Source organism: Paenibacillus sp. (genome assembly GCF_031177825.1).
Classification (GTDB): domain Bacteria; phylum Bacillota; class Bacilli; order Paenibacillales; family YIM-B00363; genus Paenibacillus_AE.
Genome location: NZ_JAPSKE010000010.1, coordinates 38,643 through 58,862 on the forward strand (window position 1 = coordinate 38,643; position 20,220 = coordinate 58,862).

Annotated in this window: 18 protein-coding genes, 1 tRNA gene and 1 riboswitch; of the genes, 8 read left to right on the forward strand and 11 right to left on the reverse strand. The window is 58.9% G+C overall.

Features of this window, described 5'->3' with window-relative positions; all coding sequences use genetic code 11:
* Positions 1-103: 103 nt before the first annotated feature.
* From RIN49_RS13795 to RIN49_RS13805, 3 genes are all read right to left on the reverse strand, one after another.
* On the reverse strand, positions 104-4,225 hold the full coding sequence (locus tag RIN49_RS13795; RefSeq protein WP_309120752.1) for an S-layer homology domain-containing protein: 4,122 nt from the start codon (positions 4,223-4,225) through the stop codon (positions 104-106).
* Positions 4,226-4,367: 142 nt separating this feature from the next.
* Positions 4,368-5,258, reverse strand: a complete 891-nt coding sequence (gene purU, locus RIN49_RS13800; RefSeq protein ID WP_138194428.1) for a formyltetrahydrofolate deformylase — start codon at positions 5,256-5,258, stop codon at positions 4,368-4,370.
* Between the two features lie 48 nt (positions 5,259-5,306).
* Positions 5,307-6,437, reverse strand: a complete 1,131-nt coding sequence (locus tag RIN49_RS13805) for a deoxyribonuclease IV (protein ID WP_309120753.1) — start codon at positions 6,435-6,437, stop codon at positions 5,307-5,309.
* Between the two features lie 151 nt (positions 6,438-6,588).
* On the opposite strand from RIN49_RS13805, the gene RIN49_RS13810 reads away from it, so the two are divergent.
* Positions 6,589-7,035: a DUF2621 family protein gene (locus tag RIN49_RS13810; protein WP_309120754.1), complete on the forward strand. Its 447-nt coding sequence runs from the start codon at positions 6,589-6,591 to the stop codon at positions 7,033-7,035.
* Between the two features lie 202 nt (positions 7,036-7,237).
* Here RIN49_RS13810 and RIN49_RS13815 read toward each other — a convergent pair whose 3' ends face one another.
* The gene (locus RIN49_RS13815; protein WP_309120755.1) at positions 7,238-7,408 is read right to left on the reverse strand and encodes a hypothetical protein; all 171 of its coding nucleotides are present in this window, start codon (positions 7,406-7,408) and stop codon (positions 7,238-7,240) included.
* A 98-nt stretch (positions 7,409-7,506) separates the two neighbouring features.
* Here RIN49_RS13815 and RIN49_RS13820 point away from each other — a divergent pair, with 98 nt between their 5' ends.
* Together RIN49_RS13820 and RIN49_RS13825 are read left to right on the forward strand one after the other, a co-directional pair.
* Positions 7,507-7,791, forward strand: coding sequence for an autorepressor SdpR family transcription factor (locus RIN49_RS13820; RefSeq protein ID WP_309120756.1), 285 nt, complete (start codon positions 7,507-7,509; stop codon positions 7,789-7,791).
* Positions 7,788-8,402 (forward strand): DUF1648 domain-containing protein, encoded by a 615-nt coding sequence (locus RIN49_RS13825; RefSeq protein WP_309120757.1) that lies wholly within the window; start codon positions 7,788-7,790, stop codon positions 8,400-8,402. Before RIN49_RS13820 ends, RIN49_RS13825 begins: the two co-directional genes overlap by 4 nt.
* On the opposite strand, the gene RIN49_RS13830 is transcribed toward RIN49_RS13825, so the two are convergent.
* Entirely contained in the window at positions 8,387-9,199 is an 813-nt protein-coding gene (locus RIN49_RS13830) for a glycosyltransferase family 2 protein (RefSeq protein WP_309120758.1), read from the reverse strand. The genes RIN49_RS13825 and RIN49_RS13830 overlap by 16 nt on opposite strands.
* Positions 9,200-9,332: 133 nt before the next feature.
* Positions 9,333-11,135 carry a CHASE2 domain-containing protein gene (locus RIN49_RS13835; protein ID WP_309120759.1) on the reverse strand — a complete coding sequence of 601 codons (1,803 nt, stop codon included), beginning with the start codon at positions 11,133-11,135 and terminating at the stop codon, positions 9,333-9,335.
* A gap of 159 nt (positions 11,136-11,294) precedes the next feature.
* Here RIN49_RS13835 and RIN49_RS13840 point away from each other — a divergent pair, with 159 nt between their 5' ends.
* Both RIN49_RS13840 and RIN49_RS13845 read left to right on the forward strand, forming a co-directional pair.
* A complete protein-coding gene (locus tag RIN49_RS13840; protein ID WP_309120760.1) occupies positions 11,295-11,468 on the forward strand; it encodes a hypothetical protein in 174 nt (57 codons plus the stop codon).
* A 7-nt stretch (positions 11,469-11,475) separates the two neighbouring features.
* On the forward strand, positions 11,476-11,631 hold the full coding sequence (locus RIN49_RS13845) for a hypothetical protein (RefSeq protein WP_309120761.1): 156 nt from the start codon (positions 11,476-11,478) through the stop codon (positions 11,629-11,631).
* 5 nt (positions 11,632-11,636) lie between these two features.
* Here RIN49_RS13845 and RIN49_RS13850 read toward each other — a convergent pair whose 3' ends face one another.
* Positions 11,637-11,975, reverse strand: coding sequence for a magnetosome magnetite crystal formation protein family (locus RIN49_RS13850; protein ID WP_309120762.1), 339 nt, complete (start codon positions 11,973-11,975; stop codon positions 11,637-11,639).
* A 480-nt stretch (positions 11,976-12,455) separates the two neighbouring features.
* A riboswitch (cyclic di-GMP riboswitch) is annotated at positions 12,456-12,547 on the forward strand.
* A 78-nt stretch (positions 12,548-12,625) separates the two neighbouring features.
* Here RIN49_RS13850 and RIN49_RS13855 point away from each other — a divergent pair.
* Together RIN49_RS13855 and RIN49_RS13860 are read left to right on the forward strand one after the other, a co-directional pair.
* Positions 12,626-14,467: a flagellar assembly protein A gene (locus RIN49_RS13855; RefSeq protein ID WP_309120763.1), complete on the forward strand. Its 1,842-nt coding sequence runs from the start codon at positions 12,626-12,628 to the stop codon at positions 14,465-14,467.
* Positions 14,468-14,490: 23 nt separating this feature from the next.
* Positions 14,491-15,498, forward strand: coding sequence for an HD-GYP domain-containing protein (locus RIN49_RS13860; RefSeq protein WP_309120764.1), 1,008 nt, complete (start codon positions 14,491-14,493; stop codon positions 15,496-15,498).
* Positions 15,499-15,630: 132 nt separating this feature from the next.
* Here RIN49_RS13860 and RIN49_RS13865 read toward each other — a convergent pair.
* From RIN49_RS13865 to modA, 3 genes are all read right to left on the reverse strand, one after another.
* Positions 15,631-15,716: transfer RNA gene (locus tag RIN49_RS13865), tRNA-Leu, on the reverse strand.
* Positions 15,717-15,782: 66 nt separating this feature from the next.
* Positions 15,783-16,460, reverse strand: a complete 678-nt coding sequence (gene modB / locus RIN49_RS13870) for a molybdate ABC transporter permease subunit (RefSeq protein WP_309120765.1) — start codon at positions 16,458-16,460, stop codon at positions 15,783-15,785.
* Positions 16,457-17,251 (reverse strand): molybdate ABC transporter substrate-binding protein, encoded by a 795-nt coding sequence (gene modA, locus RIN49_RS13875; RefSeq protein WP_309120766.1) that lies wholly within the window; start codon positions 17,249-17,251, stop codon positions 16,457-16,459. The genes modB and modA overlap by 4 nt, the downstream gene beginning before the upstream one ends.
* Before the next feature lie 95 nt (positions 17,252-17,346).
* On the opposite strand from modA, the gene RIN49_RS13880 reads away from it, so the two are divergent.
* A complete protein-coding gene (locus tag RIN49_RS13880) occupies positions 17,347-18,336 on the forward strand; it encodes an aldose 1-epimerase (RefSeq protein ID WP_309120767.1) in 990 nt (329 codons plus the stop codon).
* A gap of 370 nt (positions 18,337-18,706) precedes the next feature.
* Here the strand turns inward: RIN49_RS13880 and RIN49_RS13885 are convergent, their stop codons facing one another.
* Positions 18,707-20,152: an extracellular solute-binding protein gene (locus tag RIN49_RS13885; protein WP_309120768.1), complete on the reverse strand. Its 1,446-nt coding sequence runs from the start codon at positions 20,150-20,152 to the stop codon at positions 18,707-18,709.
* Positions 20,153-20,220: the final 68 nt, after the last annotated feature.

The following is a 20,220-nucleotide window of genomic DNA, read 5'->3' on the forward strand; positions in this document are numbered from 1 at the left end:
AGGGATGGGGTGACTGCATATTCCTTCCATAACGTGAACAAAGCGCACCTGCGTCGGGTTTCGCCGATACAGGTGCGCTTTGCTTTCATTCCTATCGCTGCCGTCAGGGTGCCGTGACGAGATCGGAAAACACGCTCGTGTTGAACATCGACTTGTAGGCGACCCGGATCGCGTCGCCCGACGCCAAGCCGCCCGGAACCGGGATTTCCGGATCTCCGATCTCGGTTCGAATCGCCTCCGACGTGACGCCGTTCTTCGAAATATAGACGTACATGATGTTCCCATAGGCGTTCTTTATCCGAATGCTCCCGCTGTCAGCCAACAGTTCGAATTGTCCGTCGACATCCGTTCCGGCTGTCGGTCCGGCTTGAACGGTTGCGGATGCATAGGCGCTCGTATTCCCATGAAGGTTCATGAGGCCTACGTTCACGACATCCCCCGGGGACAAGCCGCCCTCGATCACGATGTCCGTATTCGCATCCTCCTGCAGCGCGTACTCCCGTTCCGGCTCGCCGTTGATCGCAATGATGGCTTTATACCCGTTAACGCTGTTCCATTCCCCTAGACCGTTCATGATTCTCACTTTGCCTTCATGACCGAGGACGATGAATTCTCCATTCATCATTTCGTCATTCGGAGGAGCGTAGGACAAGGTCCCGTCTTGCATCCATACGGTTCTCGCCCCTTCGGAGTCCGACAGCCGATACCAGATGTTGCTGCCGAACGAATCGCCGACCCCTTCGATCACAGCCGATCCCTTCGCAACGGTTTCGGCAACTTCGGAAGAGTACGTATCCAGGCCGAACATCTCGTTCGGATCGGTGTTCCCGATATACAATTCGAGCTTAGAGTAATGGTAGAGTTCCGACCTCGTAATATCGGATAGGGCTACAACCTCCTTCCTCTCTTGATGAAAGCCGAGCTTTCCGAGAAGATCGGTCAAAATTTGTTCATCCGAAGGGGCGGTGTTGACCGTATTGGAATACATCGCATACGAGCCTTGAATCATAGCCAGTCGGATGAAATACGTCTTCTCAGCACTCAGACCGTTCACGACCGCCGATCGGGAAGCCGCGTTCAACGGGTCCGACGCGGACGACTTGCTCCAACTCTTCCCGCCGTCCTCCGACTGCTGAAGCTCAATCGCCGCATCCTCAGCCAGTACCGGCAACGTGAATCCAAGCTCGACCGAAGCGCCGTGATTGGCCGTCACCGTCAAGTCTGCTGTGGGAGCAAGCTCCGCTCTCGCGGCCATCCCCCATACGACGGTCTCGTTCGGCAGCGACTGCCCGGTCAGATTCACGACTGCCGGTTGCGCGAGCACTGGGAACGCGGTTTTCGCGACTTCCATAAATTCGCTTCGATGCGTCCATGGATGCATCGGAACGACGATGTTCGGCTGCAGCGTTCGAATCGCCTGGATCACCTTATCGGCCGGAATCGGCCCGCCCATGGAATCGCCGATCGGGATCATCAAGAAGTCAATCCCGTCTTCCCCTTGAAGCGCATCCACCATGGTTTGATCCGTAAATCCGTCGAACACCGGCCCCATTCCGTCGCCAAGGTGAACGATTCGCAATCCGGCGACTTCATAGATAAAGGCTGCGTTCGCTCCGATCTTGCCGAGATTCATGCCGCTTTGGAAATGAGGCACGTTCACGTTGCTGATCTTGATGTCGCCATGATCGGCAGTTACCGGATGGAGGGCGTATTCCCACTCCCAAGGCGGTTGATCCGGATTCGATACGACGGTTCCTCGGAACACTTGGCCCGCGGCGGCGGCAGTGGGCGCAGCGCCGAGGTAGTTATGGTCCTCATGATCGTGGCTCATCGTGATCAGCGTAATGTCTGCTTCGTTCGTCAGCTCGTAGGCAGGCAAGCCGAACAGCCGCGGCGTCCACGGATCGATCAACACCTTCTTCCCCGAGGCTGCCAGCACGAAGCTCGAATGTCCCAGATATTCCAGCGTCACGCTTTGCGCCGCGGGCGGCTTCGGTTGGACGATCAGCTTGAATGCGACAAGAACGGCCGCGCCATTGCTATCCTGTACGGTAGCCGTGATCGTCGTTGTCCCGGCGGCAAGCGGAACGGCATGCAGCGATCCGCCCTCGAGCGTCAAGCCGGCGATTCCGCTGTCGCTTGCGAGGACTTCCGTCACGGTCAAGCTGTTTCCGTCCGGGTCATCCGCCAGCGCGGAGGCGCTGAGCGTCAAGGCCGGACCTCCAAGCTCGATCAGCCGATCCTCGACGGTTTTGGCGACGGGCGGACGGTTTGCCGCGGATGGCAGCGCCTTTACGGTGACTTTGAATAACTTCGTAAGAGCGGCATCCCCTTTGCTTAAACGGGCGGTTATCGAAACCAAGGCATCGTTGTCGGGCGCGACGGGCCGATAGACGCTTCCGGTCACGCTGACGACGTCGGGTCTGTCGGGCGTCCATGAGATCGCAATGCCGTTCGAACCGCCGACGGGCAAGACCAACGATTTCGTTACGGACGCTTCGGAATCCCCTTCCTGGAAGCCGATGGCCAACCCGGCGCTTGCGGCCTTCAATTCCTCCAGATGCCGAAGCTTCGCTAGGCCCCGTTCGATGGCGCCGGTCCAATCTCCGTCTTCGTTCATCTCCTCCGCGGCTGCGCCCAGCTGATGCGCCGCGTTCAACAAGCCCTTGGCCTCCGCCAGCAACGGCTCATGCTCGGGACCGAGCTCTGCGATGGAAGGAAGCTTCCGCGCTGCCGCAACGACGTTATTCACGGCCGCCCGCCGGAACGCGTCCAGCGCCGCAGGCTCCAGCTTCCCGGTATCGATCCGCGCGCCGTCGCCGGCGACGACCGCCAGTTCGCCGGGATGGCCTTCGAGGACGATGTCGGCGTTAGCGACGATCGTGCCGACGGACGCTCCGTTTCGGAAGGAAAGACTTGCCTTCGAGTGGAACCGGATCTTGTTCACGTTCGCGTCCTTGTCCAGTTGAATGACGGACCCTTCCGCGAAGACGGCGACGTCGGCGTCGACCGTCCCTCGAATGACGACCGTTTGCTCCGATGCGGTTTCCCTCACCTCGATGCTTCCCAACGAACCGTTTTTATTTTCCAAGATGGCCTTGGATCGCACCTCCGTCTTCGCAATCTCCGTACCTGCATTCGTCTCGATGCGAACCGGACTATTTTGTTTGGAGACGTCGACGCGAAGCGTTCCGGTTACCTTCACTCCGTTAAGCACGATCGAATCGGAGGATCCGGACAATACGACCAGATTGGCCGCCGTGATGTTCCGAAGCGTCACTTCCCCCTGCGATCCGGGGTCGACGGTCAACGTCCCGGCAACCGTGACGGAGCCCGTTGCAGGTCCATACGTCCTGCCTCCATCGGTAATCGTGAAATTCGCGAGCGTTTGTCCCGCGCTGTTGATCGCCGGTTCGGGCGGAGCGCCTCCTCCCCCTCCGACGCTAGGTCCGGGAGCGGAGGACGGTGCAGGTGCAGGCGCGGGTTTCGGCTTCGGCTGCGGCGTCGACGCTTTCTTCGCCGACTCGAGTTCATTGGCTTTCTGTCGATACGCTTCGCCGTTGACTTTGAACTCGAATGCCAGCCTTGCCAACGCTTGTCGCTCGGCTTTCCCTGCGGGATCGAAGCGAACGGTGCCGTCGCCGTTCTCGATGCCGTTCATAAACCCGATCCGATAGGCAAGGGCGACATGCGGTTTCGCCCAGTCCGACACTAGGTCGAAATCGGAGAGCTCCGCAACGGCCGACTGCTTTTCGGCCATGGATACAAGCCCCATCGCACGTACGAAAAAGACAACCAACTGTTCTCTTGTAACCGGCTCTTCCGGAGAAAATTGAGCCGGCCCTGTCCCCTGCACGACGCCGGCGGAGGACAATGCCCCCACAAAACCGGCATACCAGCTGTCCGCCGGCACATCTTTGTAGCGCGCCGACGCCTCCCGGTCCTCCTTAAGCGCCATGCCGAGCGATAGGATCTTCGACATTTCCGCGCGCGTGATCGATTGCGTCGGACGGAACGTGCCGTCTTCATAGCCGGATACGATCCCCTCGTCGGCCAGTCGCAATATTTCGGAGCGGGCATAGGAATCGCCGAGATCCCGGAGCCCCCGCCCTCCCTGTCCCGGTTCGGCGCTCCCGAAGACTTGACCGGGCAAGGTCATCCCTCCTAGCAGCAGCACCCAGACCATCACTACATGAATACAGCCACGCATCGTGTTCCGTATCAAAGCTTCACCCTCCAATGTCGTTGTCGTCGGATCCCGACACCGACATTATAAAAGGAACGTTCTTACGAATTTCTTACAAAAGAAAAACCGCAAGAAGGGGAAGTCGAACGCTTCCTTCTCGCGGCTGCAGCTTCCTGCCGATTTAATTAAACACGACCGTCTTATTCTCGTGCACGAGAATGCGATCCTCGAGATGCCACTTCACGGCGCGGGCAAGGACGGTGCGCTCGATCATGCGGCCGATGCGCTTCAAGTCCTCGACGTTATCGCGATGCGTCACGCGCTGCACGTCCTGCTCGATGATCGGACCGCCGTCGAGCTCCTCCGTTACGTAATGCGCGGTCGCGCCGATGATTTTCACGCCGCGGCCGTGCGCTTGACGATACGGGTTGCCGCCGATGAACGCCGGCAGGAACGAGTGATGAATGTTGATGATACGGTTGCGGTACACGTCGATGAACTTCGGCGAGACGATCTGCATGTACCGGGCGAGCACGATCATGTCGGCGCCGTAGCGCTCCACCGCTTCGACTTGGCGGCGCTCCGCCTCCGGCTTCGTGTCCGGCGTAACCGGAATGTGCACGTACGGAATGCCGAACGGATCGACGAGCCGCTTCATGTCGGGGTGATTGCTGACGACGACGGCGATGTCGGCGTACAGGTCGCCCGACTGCCACGACCAGAGCAGCTCGAGCAGGCAGTGGTCTTCCTTCGAGACGAACACGGCGACCCGCTTCTTCACGGAAGCGAGGAAAAACCGGCAATCCATGCGGAACTTCTCCGCAATCGGCGCGAAGTCGGATTCCAGCTCGCTCAGCCGGCCGGCGAGGCCTTCCAGGTCGAACTCGACGCGCATGAAGAACATGCCGCCTTCCGGATCGGCGGAATATTGATCGGACTGCACGATATTCGCGCCGTGCTCGAACAGAAACTTCGAGACGGTGGCGACGATGCCCGGACCGTCGGGGCACGCGATCAGCATGCGCCCGCGGTCGGGACTGACGACTTTCTTCGGGGTTTGCAATGGGATCATCATAACGGCGTCTTGCTCCTTCTGCTTCTGCTTGTGCTTATGCTGCTGTTACGCCAGCTTCGCGACGTCGACGCCCGCGAGCCACGCCGTCAGGCGGTGGTTGATTTGCTCTTCGGTCAAGTTCGCGAACAGCTTGTCTTCGAGAATCATATCGTACAACCGGTCCATCGGCTCGCGCGGGTCGGCCTTCTTCGCCTTCGCGTCGGACTTGAGCGTGTCCCACGTACTGACGATGAAATTCCGGTGATGCACGTCCTTCTCGCCGAAGAACGCGCCGAGCTTCTCGACGTGCTCGAGGAATTCATCGCCGAACCGCGCGCGATGGTCGCCGCGCAAGAGCGCGATCTCGGCTTCGTACATCGGCCGCTGCGTCGCGTCGTCCTTGCCGATCCACGGCGTCTCGAGAATCATCGGCAGGTGCTGCAGCTTCTCGTGGTCGACGATGCGCTTCATCGCCTCGAAGCCGATCCAGCCCGCGCCGACCGGCGCGTGGCGGTCCTTGCCGGCGCCGCGCGGATTTTTGCTGTCGTTCAAGTGAAGGACCGCGAGCTTGTTCAAGCCGACCGTCTTGTCGAACTGCTCGAGCACGCCGTCCAGGTCGTTCACGATGTCGTAGCCGGCGTCGTGCACGTGGCACGTATCGAAGCATACCGTCAGACGATCGTTGTCTTCGACGCCTTCCATAATGCGGGCGATCTCTTCGAACGTGCGGCCGATTTCCGTCCCCTTGCCGGCCATCGTCTCGAGCGCGATCTTCACGTCCGTCTCGGAGGTACCCTTCAGCACCTCGTTCAGACCTTCGCCGATGCGCGCGATGCCATAGTCCAGATCCTTTTCCGTATAAGCCCCCGGATGTAACACGATATTCTTCACGCCGAGCGTGTGCGTGCGACGAATTTCTTCCTGCAGGAAATCTACCGCCAAATCGAACGTATTCCCCTTGTAGGAGCCCAAATTGATGATGTACGGCGCGTGGACGACGATCTCGTCGATGCCGTGCGCTTGCATAATGCCGCGGCCCTCTTCGATGTGTTTCTCTTCGAGCGGCTTGCGGCGCGTGTTTTGCGGCGCCCCCGTGTAAATCATGAACGTGCTGGAGCCGTAGCTGACGGCTTCGTTCGCGGCATTGACCAGCTGCTTGTCCGAAAACGACACATGCGATCCGATTTTCTTCGCCATTTATAATGAACTCCTTTCGGCTGTTAGCTCCGATAGATAGACAATCTCTACTATTGTACTTGATTTCATTCCGCTTTGGAACCGCTTGAGAGCGGCTCCCTTGCCTCGGTTCGCGGGAGATGGTACCATTTTCGGTAGAGGTGAGCGTGACATGCCCCAATGGATGGCGTGGATGATCTTTTTTTGGGTGTTTATTATGGTCGGCTTTATGGCCATTGGCGGTTATTTTATGTTCCGAAAATTTCTGAAGGTGCTGCCGAAGGAGGACGGGAAGTCGACCCTCGACTGGCAAAACCATTGGGTCGAATCGTCGCGCCACTTGTGGACGGAAGAGAGCAAGGCGTTCCTCTCGCAGCTCGTCGATCCGGTGCCGGCGGCGTTCCGCGACATCGCGAAGCATTCGATCGCGGCGCGCATCGGCCAGCTTGCGCTCGAACGCGGCGCGCCGGAGGTCACGAAGGAGCTGTGCGTCGAGGGGTACATCCTCGCCACGCCGCGGCGGGATTATAAGTTTCTGCGCAAGTTTCTGGACGACGCGGGAATCGATTACGAGCGCTACCTCCCGATGCTGGAGGGGCAAGCGGAAAGCCGTGCCTGAGAGGCGCGGCTTTCTTTCTGGCACGCCGCTCTAATCATACCATTAGAGAATGTATGTTCGCAATATAAGTCCGCTGCGGTTGCACCTAAAACAAAAGCGTCGGCAAGTGCAAGCAAGGCACTGCCGGCGCTTTTTTCGTCAAGTTTGCAACGGATCATTACAATCGGGTTGCGTTGTTCCATTAGGCTCGGGCTGGGATGGTTCAGTAGATGGAATCGGCTCGGTAGATTGCATCGGTTCCGTTGACGGCGTCGGCTCGGTAGACTCGGCTGGCTCCGGCGTCTCTGCAGTCGCTTCGTATGCGCTTAAGCAAGGCGAACTTCACTCCATTTTCGTCTCCCCCGCCGATCGCGCTGCCGAAGCCCTCGCACAATATTCCGCCTCCCCCTTGACAGAAGGTCGAAAATGCGGTTAACTATTTAATAGTTAGATAATTATCTAAATATCTTACAGAAAGGAGACCCCAACCGGATGTCGCTGAACGACGCGTTCAAAGCGCTGGCCGACCCGAACCGACGCAAGATTCTCGACTTATTGAAGAAAGGCGACCTCGCCGCGGGCGAAATCGCCGAACACTTCGATATGACGAAGCCGAGCATCTCCAACCATTTGAATTTGCTCAAACAGGCGGACCTCGTCCGGGACGAACGGAGAGGCCAGCATATCGTGTATTCGCTGAATACGACGGTGTTCCAAGACGTAATGAAATGGATCTTAGACCTGCAAAACGCAGGAGGAAAGGATGATCAGACATGATGATGAAACGTTGGGGTATTCCCGCCGCGGCCGCGCTGCTTGCCGTCGCCGCAAGTCTGTATTTCTACGCCGAGCTGCCGGAGATGATGGCGATCCACTTCGGTCCGTCGGACGATCCCGACCGGTACGCCAGTAAGGCTGTCGGCGCGTTCCTGCTGCCCGCCGTCATCTTCCTCGTATCCGCCGTCACGAACCTGAGCGGCAAGCTCGAGCGCGACGAGAGCAAGCGCAAGCGATTCGCCGACGTCAACGACACGGTGAACGTCGTGATTGCCCTCTTGCTGCTCGCCGTGCATCTCATAACGCTCGCGTTCAACCTCGGTTACGAGATCAGCCCGTCGATGTTCGCGCCGCTGGCCGTCGGCATCGTGTTCATTGCCATCGGCAACGTAATGCCCCGGGCCCCGCAAGGCACGCTGAAGCTGTTCCGCTTGAAGGAAGAAAACTACGCGAGATACGCCCGCTTCCACGGCCGATTCATGGTCTTGGCCGGCTTCCTGATCGTCCTCTCCACCTTGCTTCCGGGGATGTTCGGCATGTACTTCATGTTTCTGGTCATCGCGGCGCTCGTCGTATCGGTGATCGGCAGCGCCGCTTACTTCAACCGATAACGCGACGCGAACGGCTGGCCGTCCCAGACGATGCTGGATGCCGTGCGCCGCGAACGAATCGCTTCTTCCTCGAGCATGAGGAAGAAGTTTTTCGTCGGCAAGTACCCGAGCCCGTGCTTCTCGCTCAGCTTGTCCAGGTACGGTCGCATCGCGTCCTGCTTGTTCGACTGGTTGTCTCCGCCCGCGGAAGCGAACGCGTAGAGGGTGCCGGCCCGCGGCACCTTCTTCACGCGGTACCCCGCTTCCACGACGCGCAGGATCCAGTCCCAATCCCAATAATTCCGCATCTCGGGATCGAACGGACCGAGCGCATCGTGCAGATCCCTCCGGTAGAGCGAGCCGGAAGCTACATAGGTATTGAAGCGGCGAAGCAGCTCCAGATCGTGCTCGTAGGCGAACAAGAACCGAGCTGTCGGCAGACGAGTTCCCGCTTTCGTCGTGTAATCGAAAATTTCCACGTCCCCGTACACGAGATCCGCGTTTCGCGCCTCATCCAGCATCGTCTTCATATGATCCGGCACGATCAAGTCGTCGTCGTCGATCGGCATGATCCATTGGCCCTTCACATGCGGCAGCGCCGCATTCCTCGCCCAAACATGATACGAGTTGACCGGCAAGTCGATGACCTGGATCCGAAGAGACGGATATAACGCGACGACGTCGTCGATCCGCTTCCCCGCGTCGTTGACGATCAATATCTCGAAGTCCGTGAACGTCTGACGCGACAACGCTTCCAACAGTTCCGCGATCGTTTGCGGTCGATTATAGGTCGGTGTAATGACGCTGATGGTCGTCATTCGGGTACGCCCCCATTTTATAATTCTTTAGGATTATAGATTCATTCTATACAATTCGATGACAGTTGCCAACTTTTTCTAAATATGATAAAGAACCCGAGCCGAAAGGCGCGGGTTTCTCTTCTCGCATTCGTTACGCTATAGGACCGAGGACCTCATACAGCTTGACCGCAACCGTCTTCCCCTTCATCATCCGATCCCCGACGTAATTGAAGTCGAACCGGTCCTTCGTGAGTTCGTACGTCGCTTCGGAGACGAGAATTTGCCCCGCCGTCGTCTGCGATTCGATGCGCGCCGCCGTGTTGACGTTGTCGCCGATGCAGGTATAGTCGACGCGCAGGTAGGAGCCGATGTTGCCGACGACGACCTCTCCCGTATGCACGCCGATGCCGCAGTTGACGGTGACGCCGTGGCGCGCCTCGATGCGCTCGCGCACCTCGATCATTCCCTGCTGAATGTCCCAAGCCGTCTTCACCGCGTAATACGGATGGTTATCGACGTCGAGCGGCGCGTTGTAGATAAGCATCGCGGCGTCGCCGATGAACTTGTCGATCGTCCCCTTATTCTCGAGCGCCTTGTTCGTGATCAGGTCGAACATCTCGTTCAAGAAGTCGACGACCTCCTCCGGCTTCAGCTTCTCCGACAGCGTCGTAAAGCCGCGAATATCGAGGAACAGGATCGATAGCTCCTTGTTGATGCCGCCGAGCTTGATTTCGTGGTTCGTCGTCGCGATCTCCTTCACGAGATCCGGCGAGATGTAGCGGCCGAACTGCTTCGTGATGAAGTTTTTTTGCTTATTTTCCAAATAAGACTTGACCGCGATGTTCAGGATGTACGCCAGCACGAGCACGAGCCCCGGATAGACGACGTCGACGTACAAGCTGATTTGCTTGTAAATCAGGTACTGCGCACCGAATAAGCCGCCCAGCCCGAGGGCGAACAATACGACGCTGTAAGTCGTCTTGAGGCGCCATGCGGCCCACCACGTCAGCGCCAGCAGCGCCGCCAGCAGCGCCAGAGTCACGTACCATTCGGACTTCGTCGTGACGGTGCCCTCGATCAACTGATTGACGATGTTGGCGTGGGCGTAGACGAGTCTCATGTCCCGCTCGACGGTCGTGTTGCTGTGGTCGAACTCGAAGCCGACCGCGTTGATGCCGATGAGCACGATCGCGTCCTGGAACATGACCGGATCGATCTCGCCGGCGACGACGTACAGGAACGGAACGGTGATGAACTCGTCGCTCATGGCGTCGAAGTCGATGAATACCTCGCCCTTCATGCTGTCGCCGGCCATGTAGTCGTTTTCCAAATATTTATTCACGTCATAGCCGGCCATCTGCACGGCGTTGAGCCCGAGCGACGGATAGACGGTGCCGTCCGGACCTTGAATCGCGAGCGCCGTGCGGCGAATGGCTCCGTCCTCGTCGACCAGCGCGTTAATATGCGCGGTCTTGACGTGTTCGGCGAACGGTTCGTACGGCGTGCGCACGTCGTACGCTTCTAGATATCCGCCCTTCGTGACCGTCACCTCGCGGCGCACGTCTTCCGTAATGCCCGTAACCGGAAAGACGACGTTGTCGTACATGGCGAGCGCTTCGGCGAAGGCGGCGTCCGCTTCCGGATCCGACGCTTCGTCGAAGCTGATATCGAAGCTGATCGAGTTCGGCTCGTAGCCGGGCTGGTTCAGGACATGGAGCAAATCCGCGTACACGCGGCGGTCCCAGGGGAATCGTCCGATCGCTTCGAGCGACTCGTCGTCGATGCCGATGACCACGATGCGCTCGTTCGGCGCGTGGGTCATGTTTTCCGTCATGTGGTAATTGAAGAGCGTGCGGTTCAGCACCTCCAATTGCCCGAATAAATAAAACGTCAAAGACAACAACAACACCGCCGCGTTCGCGACCGTCAACCAAATCTTCAGCTTCCGGTTCATCCGTTTCCCCCGCCCAAGAAAGTAGTTCCTATGTACAATTTATGACGTAAACGATCATATCACAAAACCAAGCGCGTCGGGGGAAAAAAGTCGCAGTCCGCGTTCGGATTCCCCCTCCCTCGGCAGGGCAAAATACCGGGGAAAGGAGCGTGTCTTCCATTGCGAAACGACTATGCGTTCGCGAGCCTGCCGGATCGCGCGGTCCGCGAATTGAAACAGTTGGAGTCGAGGCTGTACGAGGAGCTCGGGGAAGAAATTACGTTGATCGCTTATGAAAAAGAACCGCCCGGCGCGGACTCCACCGCCTGCCGAGCGGATCTGAAGGGAGAGTGAATTTCCGATGACGAAACAGGAGAAAGCGCCGCGCGGCGACGTTCGATTCCAACGGCCGCCGGCCCAGCTCGTCGCGGCGCGCGCGGACGATAAAGACATCGACGCCGAAAATAAAAAGCTGCAAGCGGACCGTCCGTATCCGCATTCGTGCGGAGGCTTATAGGAAGCTTATAAAAGCACCTTAATGCCTTTGTACACGTTCCAAATCGCCACGGCGAGCGACGCGAGCGCGGCCGCGCCGAACAATAGGAACATGCCGATCAAGGCGCCCATGCCCGCCGCCTCGGCGCTCCCGCCGATCCCGAAGGCGCCGACGCCGGTGGCGATCATGCCGACGAACGCGACGATGACCGCGACGACCGGAATGCAATGCGAGAGGAATGCCGCCTTCGCGTGGTCCTTCACGTATCGATCGTCCGAGATGAAATACAGCACGGCGGGCAAAATGAAGCCCATAAAGAAAATGCTGAAGTAAGCCAATGCGGCTAACAGTTTACGCGTATCCATGGGAATCCTCCTCGATGTTCATTACAGCTTAATACGTTCAAGGCCGGCATGGGATGCAACAACTTCATCGTCCGGCGCGAGTAAGCCGCCCGGACGCTGCGCATACTACCTTACGACGGCGATCAAGAGAAAGGTCGTGGTGGCGTTGGACGACGTAAGGAATTCAACGAAACAAGACAGTTCGGGAGGTTCTCACTCAATTTAGAGGGCGAGGGATGTGTCGGACGCTAGTTAGCGGCTTTACACGTCATCGATAGCGAAGAGCGTTATCGAATTTGCTTTCTTTGAAGATGGGATATCACCAACGGCGCCGTCGGAAGACCCGGGAAACCGGGTCTTTTCCTTTTCGAAAGAATCTTAAGTCCTATACCAGAAAAAAACGAGTTCCTACTTATTGACTATCTCTTAATAGAATTTTATAATCGTCTTACAACATTCGACAAATTTACTTATATTCACCCAACTTCATACTTATTCTGCTTGGACAAGCGGCAAACTCTCCGAAAGGCGAGGACGCAAAGCCACGGGCCTAAAGGCGATACGATTTCGCCAACGGCAGCCGGGTTACCGAAAAGGAGGAATTCGACGAAAGAAGACTGTTCCCTATCGGTGGGGAGAGTCTATTTTTATTTTGAAAGGAGACGACGATAATGGCCTTATCTGAAATCGAAATTTTAAAATTAATTCACTCGCTTCCCTTGGACGATGCGGAACCGAACGGGCCGCCGCTCCCGCCGAAGAGTGACGTCGACGTCCTTTCGTGGGCGAAAATCGACGGACGGCGAGTCTCGATTTGCCCGGACGCCGTTTATCCTCTGTTTTTAGAGACGGCGCCGGAAGTACGGATCACCGTGAACGGACAAAGCAAGTCGGGCCGGATCGCCGTTACGCCGGAGGATCTGATCGAATGGGATGCCCCTCTTCCCCCGATGTTTGCCATCGATATCTCCGAAGACCGGATGATCGCGTGGTTCAAGCTGTTCGCCACGTCGCAGCATGCTTGGCGGCCGATCTTCGCGTCCCCGGAACCCAACGTCGTCCGCCTCGAGGTCGAGGAAGACCCCGATAAGGTGGAGCGCACGCTGGACATACGCGACGTCCAGATCGTACTGCATAACAAAAAACTGTTCACATACAACCTTAAGAAGATCGAAGCGGAGCTCCGTGCGCCGACGTTCGAACGAATTCCGATCGCGGAAGGCATTCCTCCGGTGCCCAGCGTCGACGCCTTCTTAGAGTTGTTATTCAAAGAGACCGTCGAAAGCAGCTATGAAGAGATTAACGGGCAAGTCGACTTTCGAAATCATCTGAAAATCCCCTCGGCGAAAGCCGGAGAAGTCATCGCCCGTAAAATCCCTGCGAAGACGGGCACCCGCGGGTGCGATATTTTCGGATCGATCGTCGAGCCCGCCCCGCCCAGAGAGATCGTCCTAGTGCCGAAACAGCATGTTTATATCACCCCCGCGGGGGATGTGGTCGCGCTCAAGGAAGGCCGGCCTCGAATTACCGGCGAACGCGTGAAGTTCATCAGCGTCAATCCCGAATACGTCGTCTCGACCGATGTCGATCTGAAGACCGGCAACATCTTCTTCTCCGGGGACGTTACCGTGTACGGCAATGTAACGGAAGGCATGACGATCGAAGCGCTGGGCAACGTATACGTCTCCGGCAGCGTTTACAATGCGACGATTACGGCGACGGGCAGCATTCTCGTGAAGGGCAACGTCATCGGCGCCAAGATGTACTCCGGCCATTTCGGCGTTGTATACAATCGGCTGTTCAACCACTCCAAGAAGCTTAACGAATGCTTGCAAAATCTTAGAAACGGAGCGAACCGGCTGCTATCCGCCTTGGAGAAGCAAGGAAAGAGCGTGCCCGAAGGCCAAGCGTACCAGCTGTTGGCGGATACGAAGTTCAAAGAAATTCCGGCGGCGGCGAAAGAAATCCTGGGCAGCATCGTCACGATCCAAAACATTCAACACGGGCAAATGGAGGAGTTGAAGCAACATTTGGTAAAGCTGCTTCAGCCCTCCTGTTTTACGCGGTCGGAGCCGCTGGCCTTCATCAACGCTTTGCAGTATATATTGATCGAAACCTCGGAATCCATTCAACGATGCGAGGAAACCAATGTCTTGTTGGACATCCCGAAGTGTCAATTATCCACCCTGATGTCGAACGGAGACATCTTGATCCGGCAAGAGGGGGTCGTCCAAAGCGACTTGTACTCGAAGCATAACATTGTCTTTTACTTGAAGCATTCCGTATGTAAAGGTTCCACTTTGGAGGCGGGACATACGATTTCCGCCATGACCGTAGGGGGGACCTCCGGAGGCGCATGCGTCTTGAAAGCCGGGGTGAAAATTATGGTCGCCAAGATGTTCGACGGCCGAATCTTCATCCAACGATTTTCCAAAGAAATTTTGGAATCGCTGGAGCGCACCCTCTTCCACGTTCAAGACAACCGATTGCTTGTGGAGCGTATCGATCTATGACGATGGGAGGCTCGACGACATTGATGAATCGGGAACGAACAGGGAGCGTCTCCCGATTCATCGGGAAACGGCTGAACAAAAATATCGTGGGGCCTACAGGGGTTCTATACCTTCCGCAAGATACCGTCCTGAACGAAAGACATCTCGCTCTGCTTCTAGAGGCCGGTATCCGGATTACCGATGCGGACGTCTACGAATCGGTCCCCGTAACCGTCATCATCCGAGAGGCGGCCGAAGAGTGGAAGAGCATCTTCGAAGCCGCGAAAAACGCGGATCGAATTATCGCGCGGAACATCACGGAGCACGTCGTCCCCTTGCTCTTGGAGCTCGTGAGCAACTACGATTTGCATACCGTCCTGGACGGGCTGTACGAGATCGACGATTATACGTACCGACACAGCGTCGCGGTCGCCGCGCTCTCCACGCTCATCGGCAAGTGGCTGGGGTTTCCTTCCGCCCGGCTCCGCGTTCTGACGGCCGCCGCGCTGCTTCACGATATCGGGAAGACGAAGATCCCCTCGTCCATTTTATTGAAAGCCGGACGCCTTACGCCCGAAGAGTACGAGATCGTAAAGAAGCATACGGTTTTCGGCTATGAAATGATTCGGAACGCGGATGGGTTGTCAGAGCTCCATGCGCAAGTGGCGCTGCAGCATCATGAACGGCTCGACGGAAGCGGATACCCGAATCGATTAACGGAAGAAACCTTCCTCGAGAGCAGGATCGTAGCCGTCGCGGACGTCTTTCATGCGATGCTGTCCAAGAGGCCTTATAAAGAAGCCTCCCCCTTCTTTCAGGTCATGAAAGAGATGTACTCCGGCGCTTTCGGGGCATTCGATCCGGTGGTCGTCACGAAGTTCACGCAGCGTGCGATGGAAGCGTTGATCGGCAACGACGTGCTTCTTTCGAACGGCCAGACGGGGACAATCGTGCGGATCGACGCGCATAACCCATGGAAGCCATTGATATTGCTAAATCGTCGCTTCGTAAATTTGGCGAACCACCCGTCATTGGACATCAAGGATATTTAGCGTTATGTTTCCCATCGAAACAAACATGTAATGCAGCCATTTCCGCCAGGCTCTACCGCCTGACGGTTTTTTTTTTGAAAAGTGGCATAATAAAAAAGGAAGCTTCGCGGAAGCTTCCCTTGATTGTATGTATGGTGCGGTCGAGAGGATTTGAACCTCCACGAGCTTGCGCTCACTGCCGCCTGAAGACAGCGTGTCTGCCGTTCCACCACGACCGCGTTTTTGAAGACAAGAATGATAATATCACGCCCGCGGACAAAAGTAAAGTGTTTTTGCCCGATCCATTATTTCCCTGCAGCTGCTCCCGCGGATATCGTCCTTGCGACGAGCAGCAGCGCGAAGCCGATCGCCGCGATCGCGGCGCACCACGCCCACGCCCTAGCGTCGTCCCCGCTCTCGACGGCGAGGTAGATCGCGGTCGGCAGCGTCAGCGTCCGCCCCGGAATGGCGCCCGCGAACATGAGCGTCGCGCCGAATTCGCCGAGCGCGCGGGCGAAGCCGAGGATGAAGCCCGCGACCAGGGCGCGCCCGGCGAGCGGCGCGGCGACGTACCGCAGCAGCTGCCATTCGCCCGCGCCGATCGAGCGCGCCGCGTCGGTCAGGTCGCGGTCCACGGAGGCGAAGCCCGCTTTCGCCGTCTGGTATACAAGCGGGAACGCGACGACGGCGGACGCGAGCGCGGCGGCGGCGGCGGAGAAGACGATCGGCTGGCCGAAGAGCCATTCGTAAGCGGCGCCCGCCCAGCTGCGCCGGCCGAACACGACGAGCAGGACGAAGCCGACGACGGTCGGCGGCAGCACGAGAGGCAGCAGGATCAGCGCCTCGAGCAACGTTCGGCCGCGAACGCGGGCGAGCTGCATGCGCCAAGCCGCGAGGGTGCCGAGGACGAAGGCGATCGCGCTTGCGACGGCGGCCGTCGCGAGCGACAGCCGCACCGGCTCGAACCACGTCAGCTCGCTCATGGCGCCCGCGCCCCCGGACCGAAGCCGTATTCGGCGAAGACGGCCATCGCTTCGTCGCTTCTAAGGAAGTTATAGAACGCTTCCGCTTCCTCCGGGTTTTCCGTCGTCGCGACGACGCCGATCGGGTACACGATCGGCGAATGCCGCTCCGGCGGCACCTCGAACGCGACGCGCACCTTGCCGGACGACATCGCGTCCGTCGCGTACACGAAGCCCGCGTCCGCATTGCCGGTCTCCACCGAGGCGAGCACCTGCCGCACGTCCTTGCCGAACGCGGCTTTCACGAACGCCTTGTCCCATATGCCAACGGCCTCGAGCGCTTCCTTGGCGTATCCTCCCGCCGGCACCGTCTCCGGGACGCCGATCGCGAGCTTGTCCCAGGCATCGTCCGCGAGCTCCTCGAGTCCATGGAGCGAGGACGTTCGATCGGAGGGAACGACGACGACGAGCCGATTCGTAAGCAGCGTATCGTTCAACTCCGGATCGATCCACCCCTGCTCGAGCAGCTGTTCCATCGGCTTCCTTCCCGCGCCTAGGAAGAGGTCCGCCGGCAAGCCCATCTCGATCTGCTTCTGCAATCCGCCGGTAGACCCGTAATTGATCAGCACCTTCGTCTCCGGCGCTCGTTCTTCGTACATGGCTTGAAGCTCGTCGAGCGGAAGCGCCAGACTTGCCGCCGCCGAGACGGTGAGCTCGGGCGGCCTGGCTTCGTTCGGGCTCGGCGCGCAGCCCGCCGCCCCCGTTGCCGCCAGCGCCGCCGCCGCGAGCGTTGCGAGGATCCTTGTCCCCATCCGACTCCCTCCTTCCGCTCCCCTTAATTTCTGTATTCTACCATGATATACTACCATTGTTTCACAAGCGAGACGAAGGAAGGAGCGGATCCTCTATGACCGCCGCGATCGAACATATATCGTATTTCGGCGAGCCCGCCGTCAAGGTGACGACGGAGAAGCTCGAGGGCATCGTCGTCCCCGGTTGGGGGAGCAACCTGATCAGCTTGACCTGGCGCCCGACCGGCACCGCGTTGCTGCGCTCGCCGGCGTCCGCCGAAGCGTACCATGCGCGGACGACGCTGCACGGCATTCCCGTGCTGTTCCCGCCGAGCCGCATCGAAGGCGGCGCGTTCACGTTCCGCGGGCGGGAGTATCGCTTCCCCGTCGATCCCGCGCGGGGCTATCACATTCACGGCGTGCTGATGCGCACGGCTTGGAAGCTGTCCGCGGCGGAGACGTCGGACGACGGCACGGCTTGGGTCGAGACGACCGTCGTCTCCGAGGAGACGCCCGCCGTCTACGAGGCGCTGCCGCATCGGTTCACGGTTCGCCATGGGTTCCGCTTCGCCGCCGACAGCGTCGAGCTGCGCTTTACGCTCGAGAGCCGCGACGAGGCGGCGATGCCGTGGGGGCTCGGCTATCACACGACGTTCGTGCTGCCGCTCGGGGGGCCGGAAGGCGATCTCTCGAAGTGCACGCTTCGGTTGCGCGCCGACAAGACGTGGGAGCTGAACGATCGGCTGCTGCCGACGGGCGCGCTGCTGGACAACCCGCTGCGCGACGCGTTGGCCGCGGGGCTGCCGCTCGATCGCGTCGAGTTCGACGACTGCTTCCAGGCGTCCCCGGACGCGCCGGTCGAGGCGACGCTGGAAGACCGCGGCGCGGGACTCTCCATTCGCTACGAGGCCGATCAGACGTTCACGCAATGGGTGCTCTACAACGGCAAGGGCAAACCGGATCGCGGCTTCTTCTGCCCCGAGCCGCTGACGTGGGTGCCGAACGCGCCGAACGTCGACGCGCCGGCGGCGCTGACCGGCCTGCAGGCGCTGGAGCCCGGCGCGACGGCCGAAGCGGTGACGCGGCTGACGATCGCGGCGCTGTAGGAGAGGTGCTGTAGGGCGGCGCTATTGGTGCGGCGCTGTCGGTGCGGCATTGCCGCGCTGCGGCGGCATCTTTGCCGTTGCGGCCTGGGGCTCTCCGGCTTTGCACCGATTGAGGCGGCATTCCCCAATTTTTGGGGCAGCGTACGCCAATTATTGGGGAGCTCCTCCCCAATTCAAGAAGGTATTGTGTCTCCTCAGACGGCGCCGGGGGGCATTTGTGGCGGTGTTCCGCAATTATTGGGGCAGCGTGCCCCGATTATTGGGGAACTCCTCCCCAATTCAGATACGAAATGAGAGACAGCCTCCTCCCTCATAAAAAAACTCGCCCTCCCCATGACTCCGAAGGTCAAAGGGAGGGCGAGCTGCGTTTCTACGTTTTCGCGGCGGAGGCGGCTTCGGCGCGGCGCTCGTTCAGCAACGCTTCGATGCGCCGGCAGGCGTCCTCCGGCGTCTCCATGTTCGCCCACAGCAGATTCAGTTCCTTCTGCACGAGCTCCACCTCCGACTGACGCAGCGACAAGTCGCGAAGCGACGACGCGTGCGGCAGCGCCTCAAGGAAGACGTTATAGCATTCCGGATGAATGTCCGGGTCGAGCAGCCGGTTGTCCTCGGCGACTTCGCGCAGCATCGGAATCGTGCAGCCCTGCTGCTTCAGCATCGTCTGCGCCGGCTTATCGGTCAGGAAGTCGATGAAGTGCTTCGCCATCTCCGGCAGGTTCGTCTGCCGGTTGATCGCGAGCCCCCCGCCGAGCAGCAGCGTGCCCTGCTTCTTCCGCGAAGGCAGCGGCAGCACGTCCCACCGAAGATCGTGACCGCGGAACTCGTTCATGAAGTAGTACGTCGTCAGAATCATCGCGACGCGTTCCTTCTTGAATAAGCTCTCCGCCAAATACGAGCTTCCGTGCGAATAGATCGGCGACACCTTATATTTGTACATCAAGTCGGCGCAAAACTGCAGCGCTTCGACGTTGTTCGGCTCCGACAGAACGGAAGCGGTCCCGCCCTCTTCGATGAAGCGTCCGTCGTTCTGCAGCAAGAACACCGGCCAACGGTTCGGGGACGCCGAAAAGCAGAAGCCGTACCGGTCGATAATGTCGCTGCCCTCTCGCTTCACCGTGCCGCGCTCCGCGAGCTCCAGCAGATCGGACCAATCGTCCATCGATTCCAGCCGATCCGCGGCGCCGTCCGAAAGCAGCCGCTCGTTGTAACAGATGACGACCGGGGAGAAGACGAACGGCGTCGCGACGATCTCGCCGCCGACGGCGAACATGTCGAATACCTTCCGGTAGCTGTCCCGCTCGACGTCGATCCGATCGGGCACGTAAGGCATCAAGAGATCCAGACGATCCTTCTCGATCAGATGCCGAATATGGAGCTCCGAGAGGATGAACACGTCGGGTCCGAAGCCGTATTCGATCAGATTGACGATATTGTCCACGTATTCCGTCTCCGGCAGCAGCAGCAGCTCCACCCGGACGTACGGATGCGATTCTTCGTACATGGCGATCAACTTGCGGATGATGTCGATTTCGTACGAGGTGGAAAACCAAGCGACGGTCAACGTCTCCCGTCGAATATCCTCCCCGGGAATGCGCACCCGATTGCCCTTGCCCGCGATCTTCTCGATCAAGCCTTCGTCGACGAGCGCGGCCAACACCTTGCGCACCGAGACGCGACTGATCTCGTACTTCTCGCTAAGCGTATTCTCGGGCAGGATGAACTCGCCCGGACGGAGGCCGCCGGTAAGAATCTCGTTCCGCAGCTCCTGCAGCAATCGGTTATACCGATCTTCAAAGCTATTGGTTCTCTTCAGCAAGCCGACCGGCTCCCCTCTCCGCCGCAAGTCAAGGTAGACAGCACGTATACAAGTCTAGTTGGGATTAT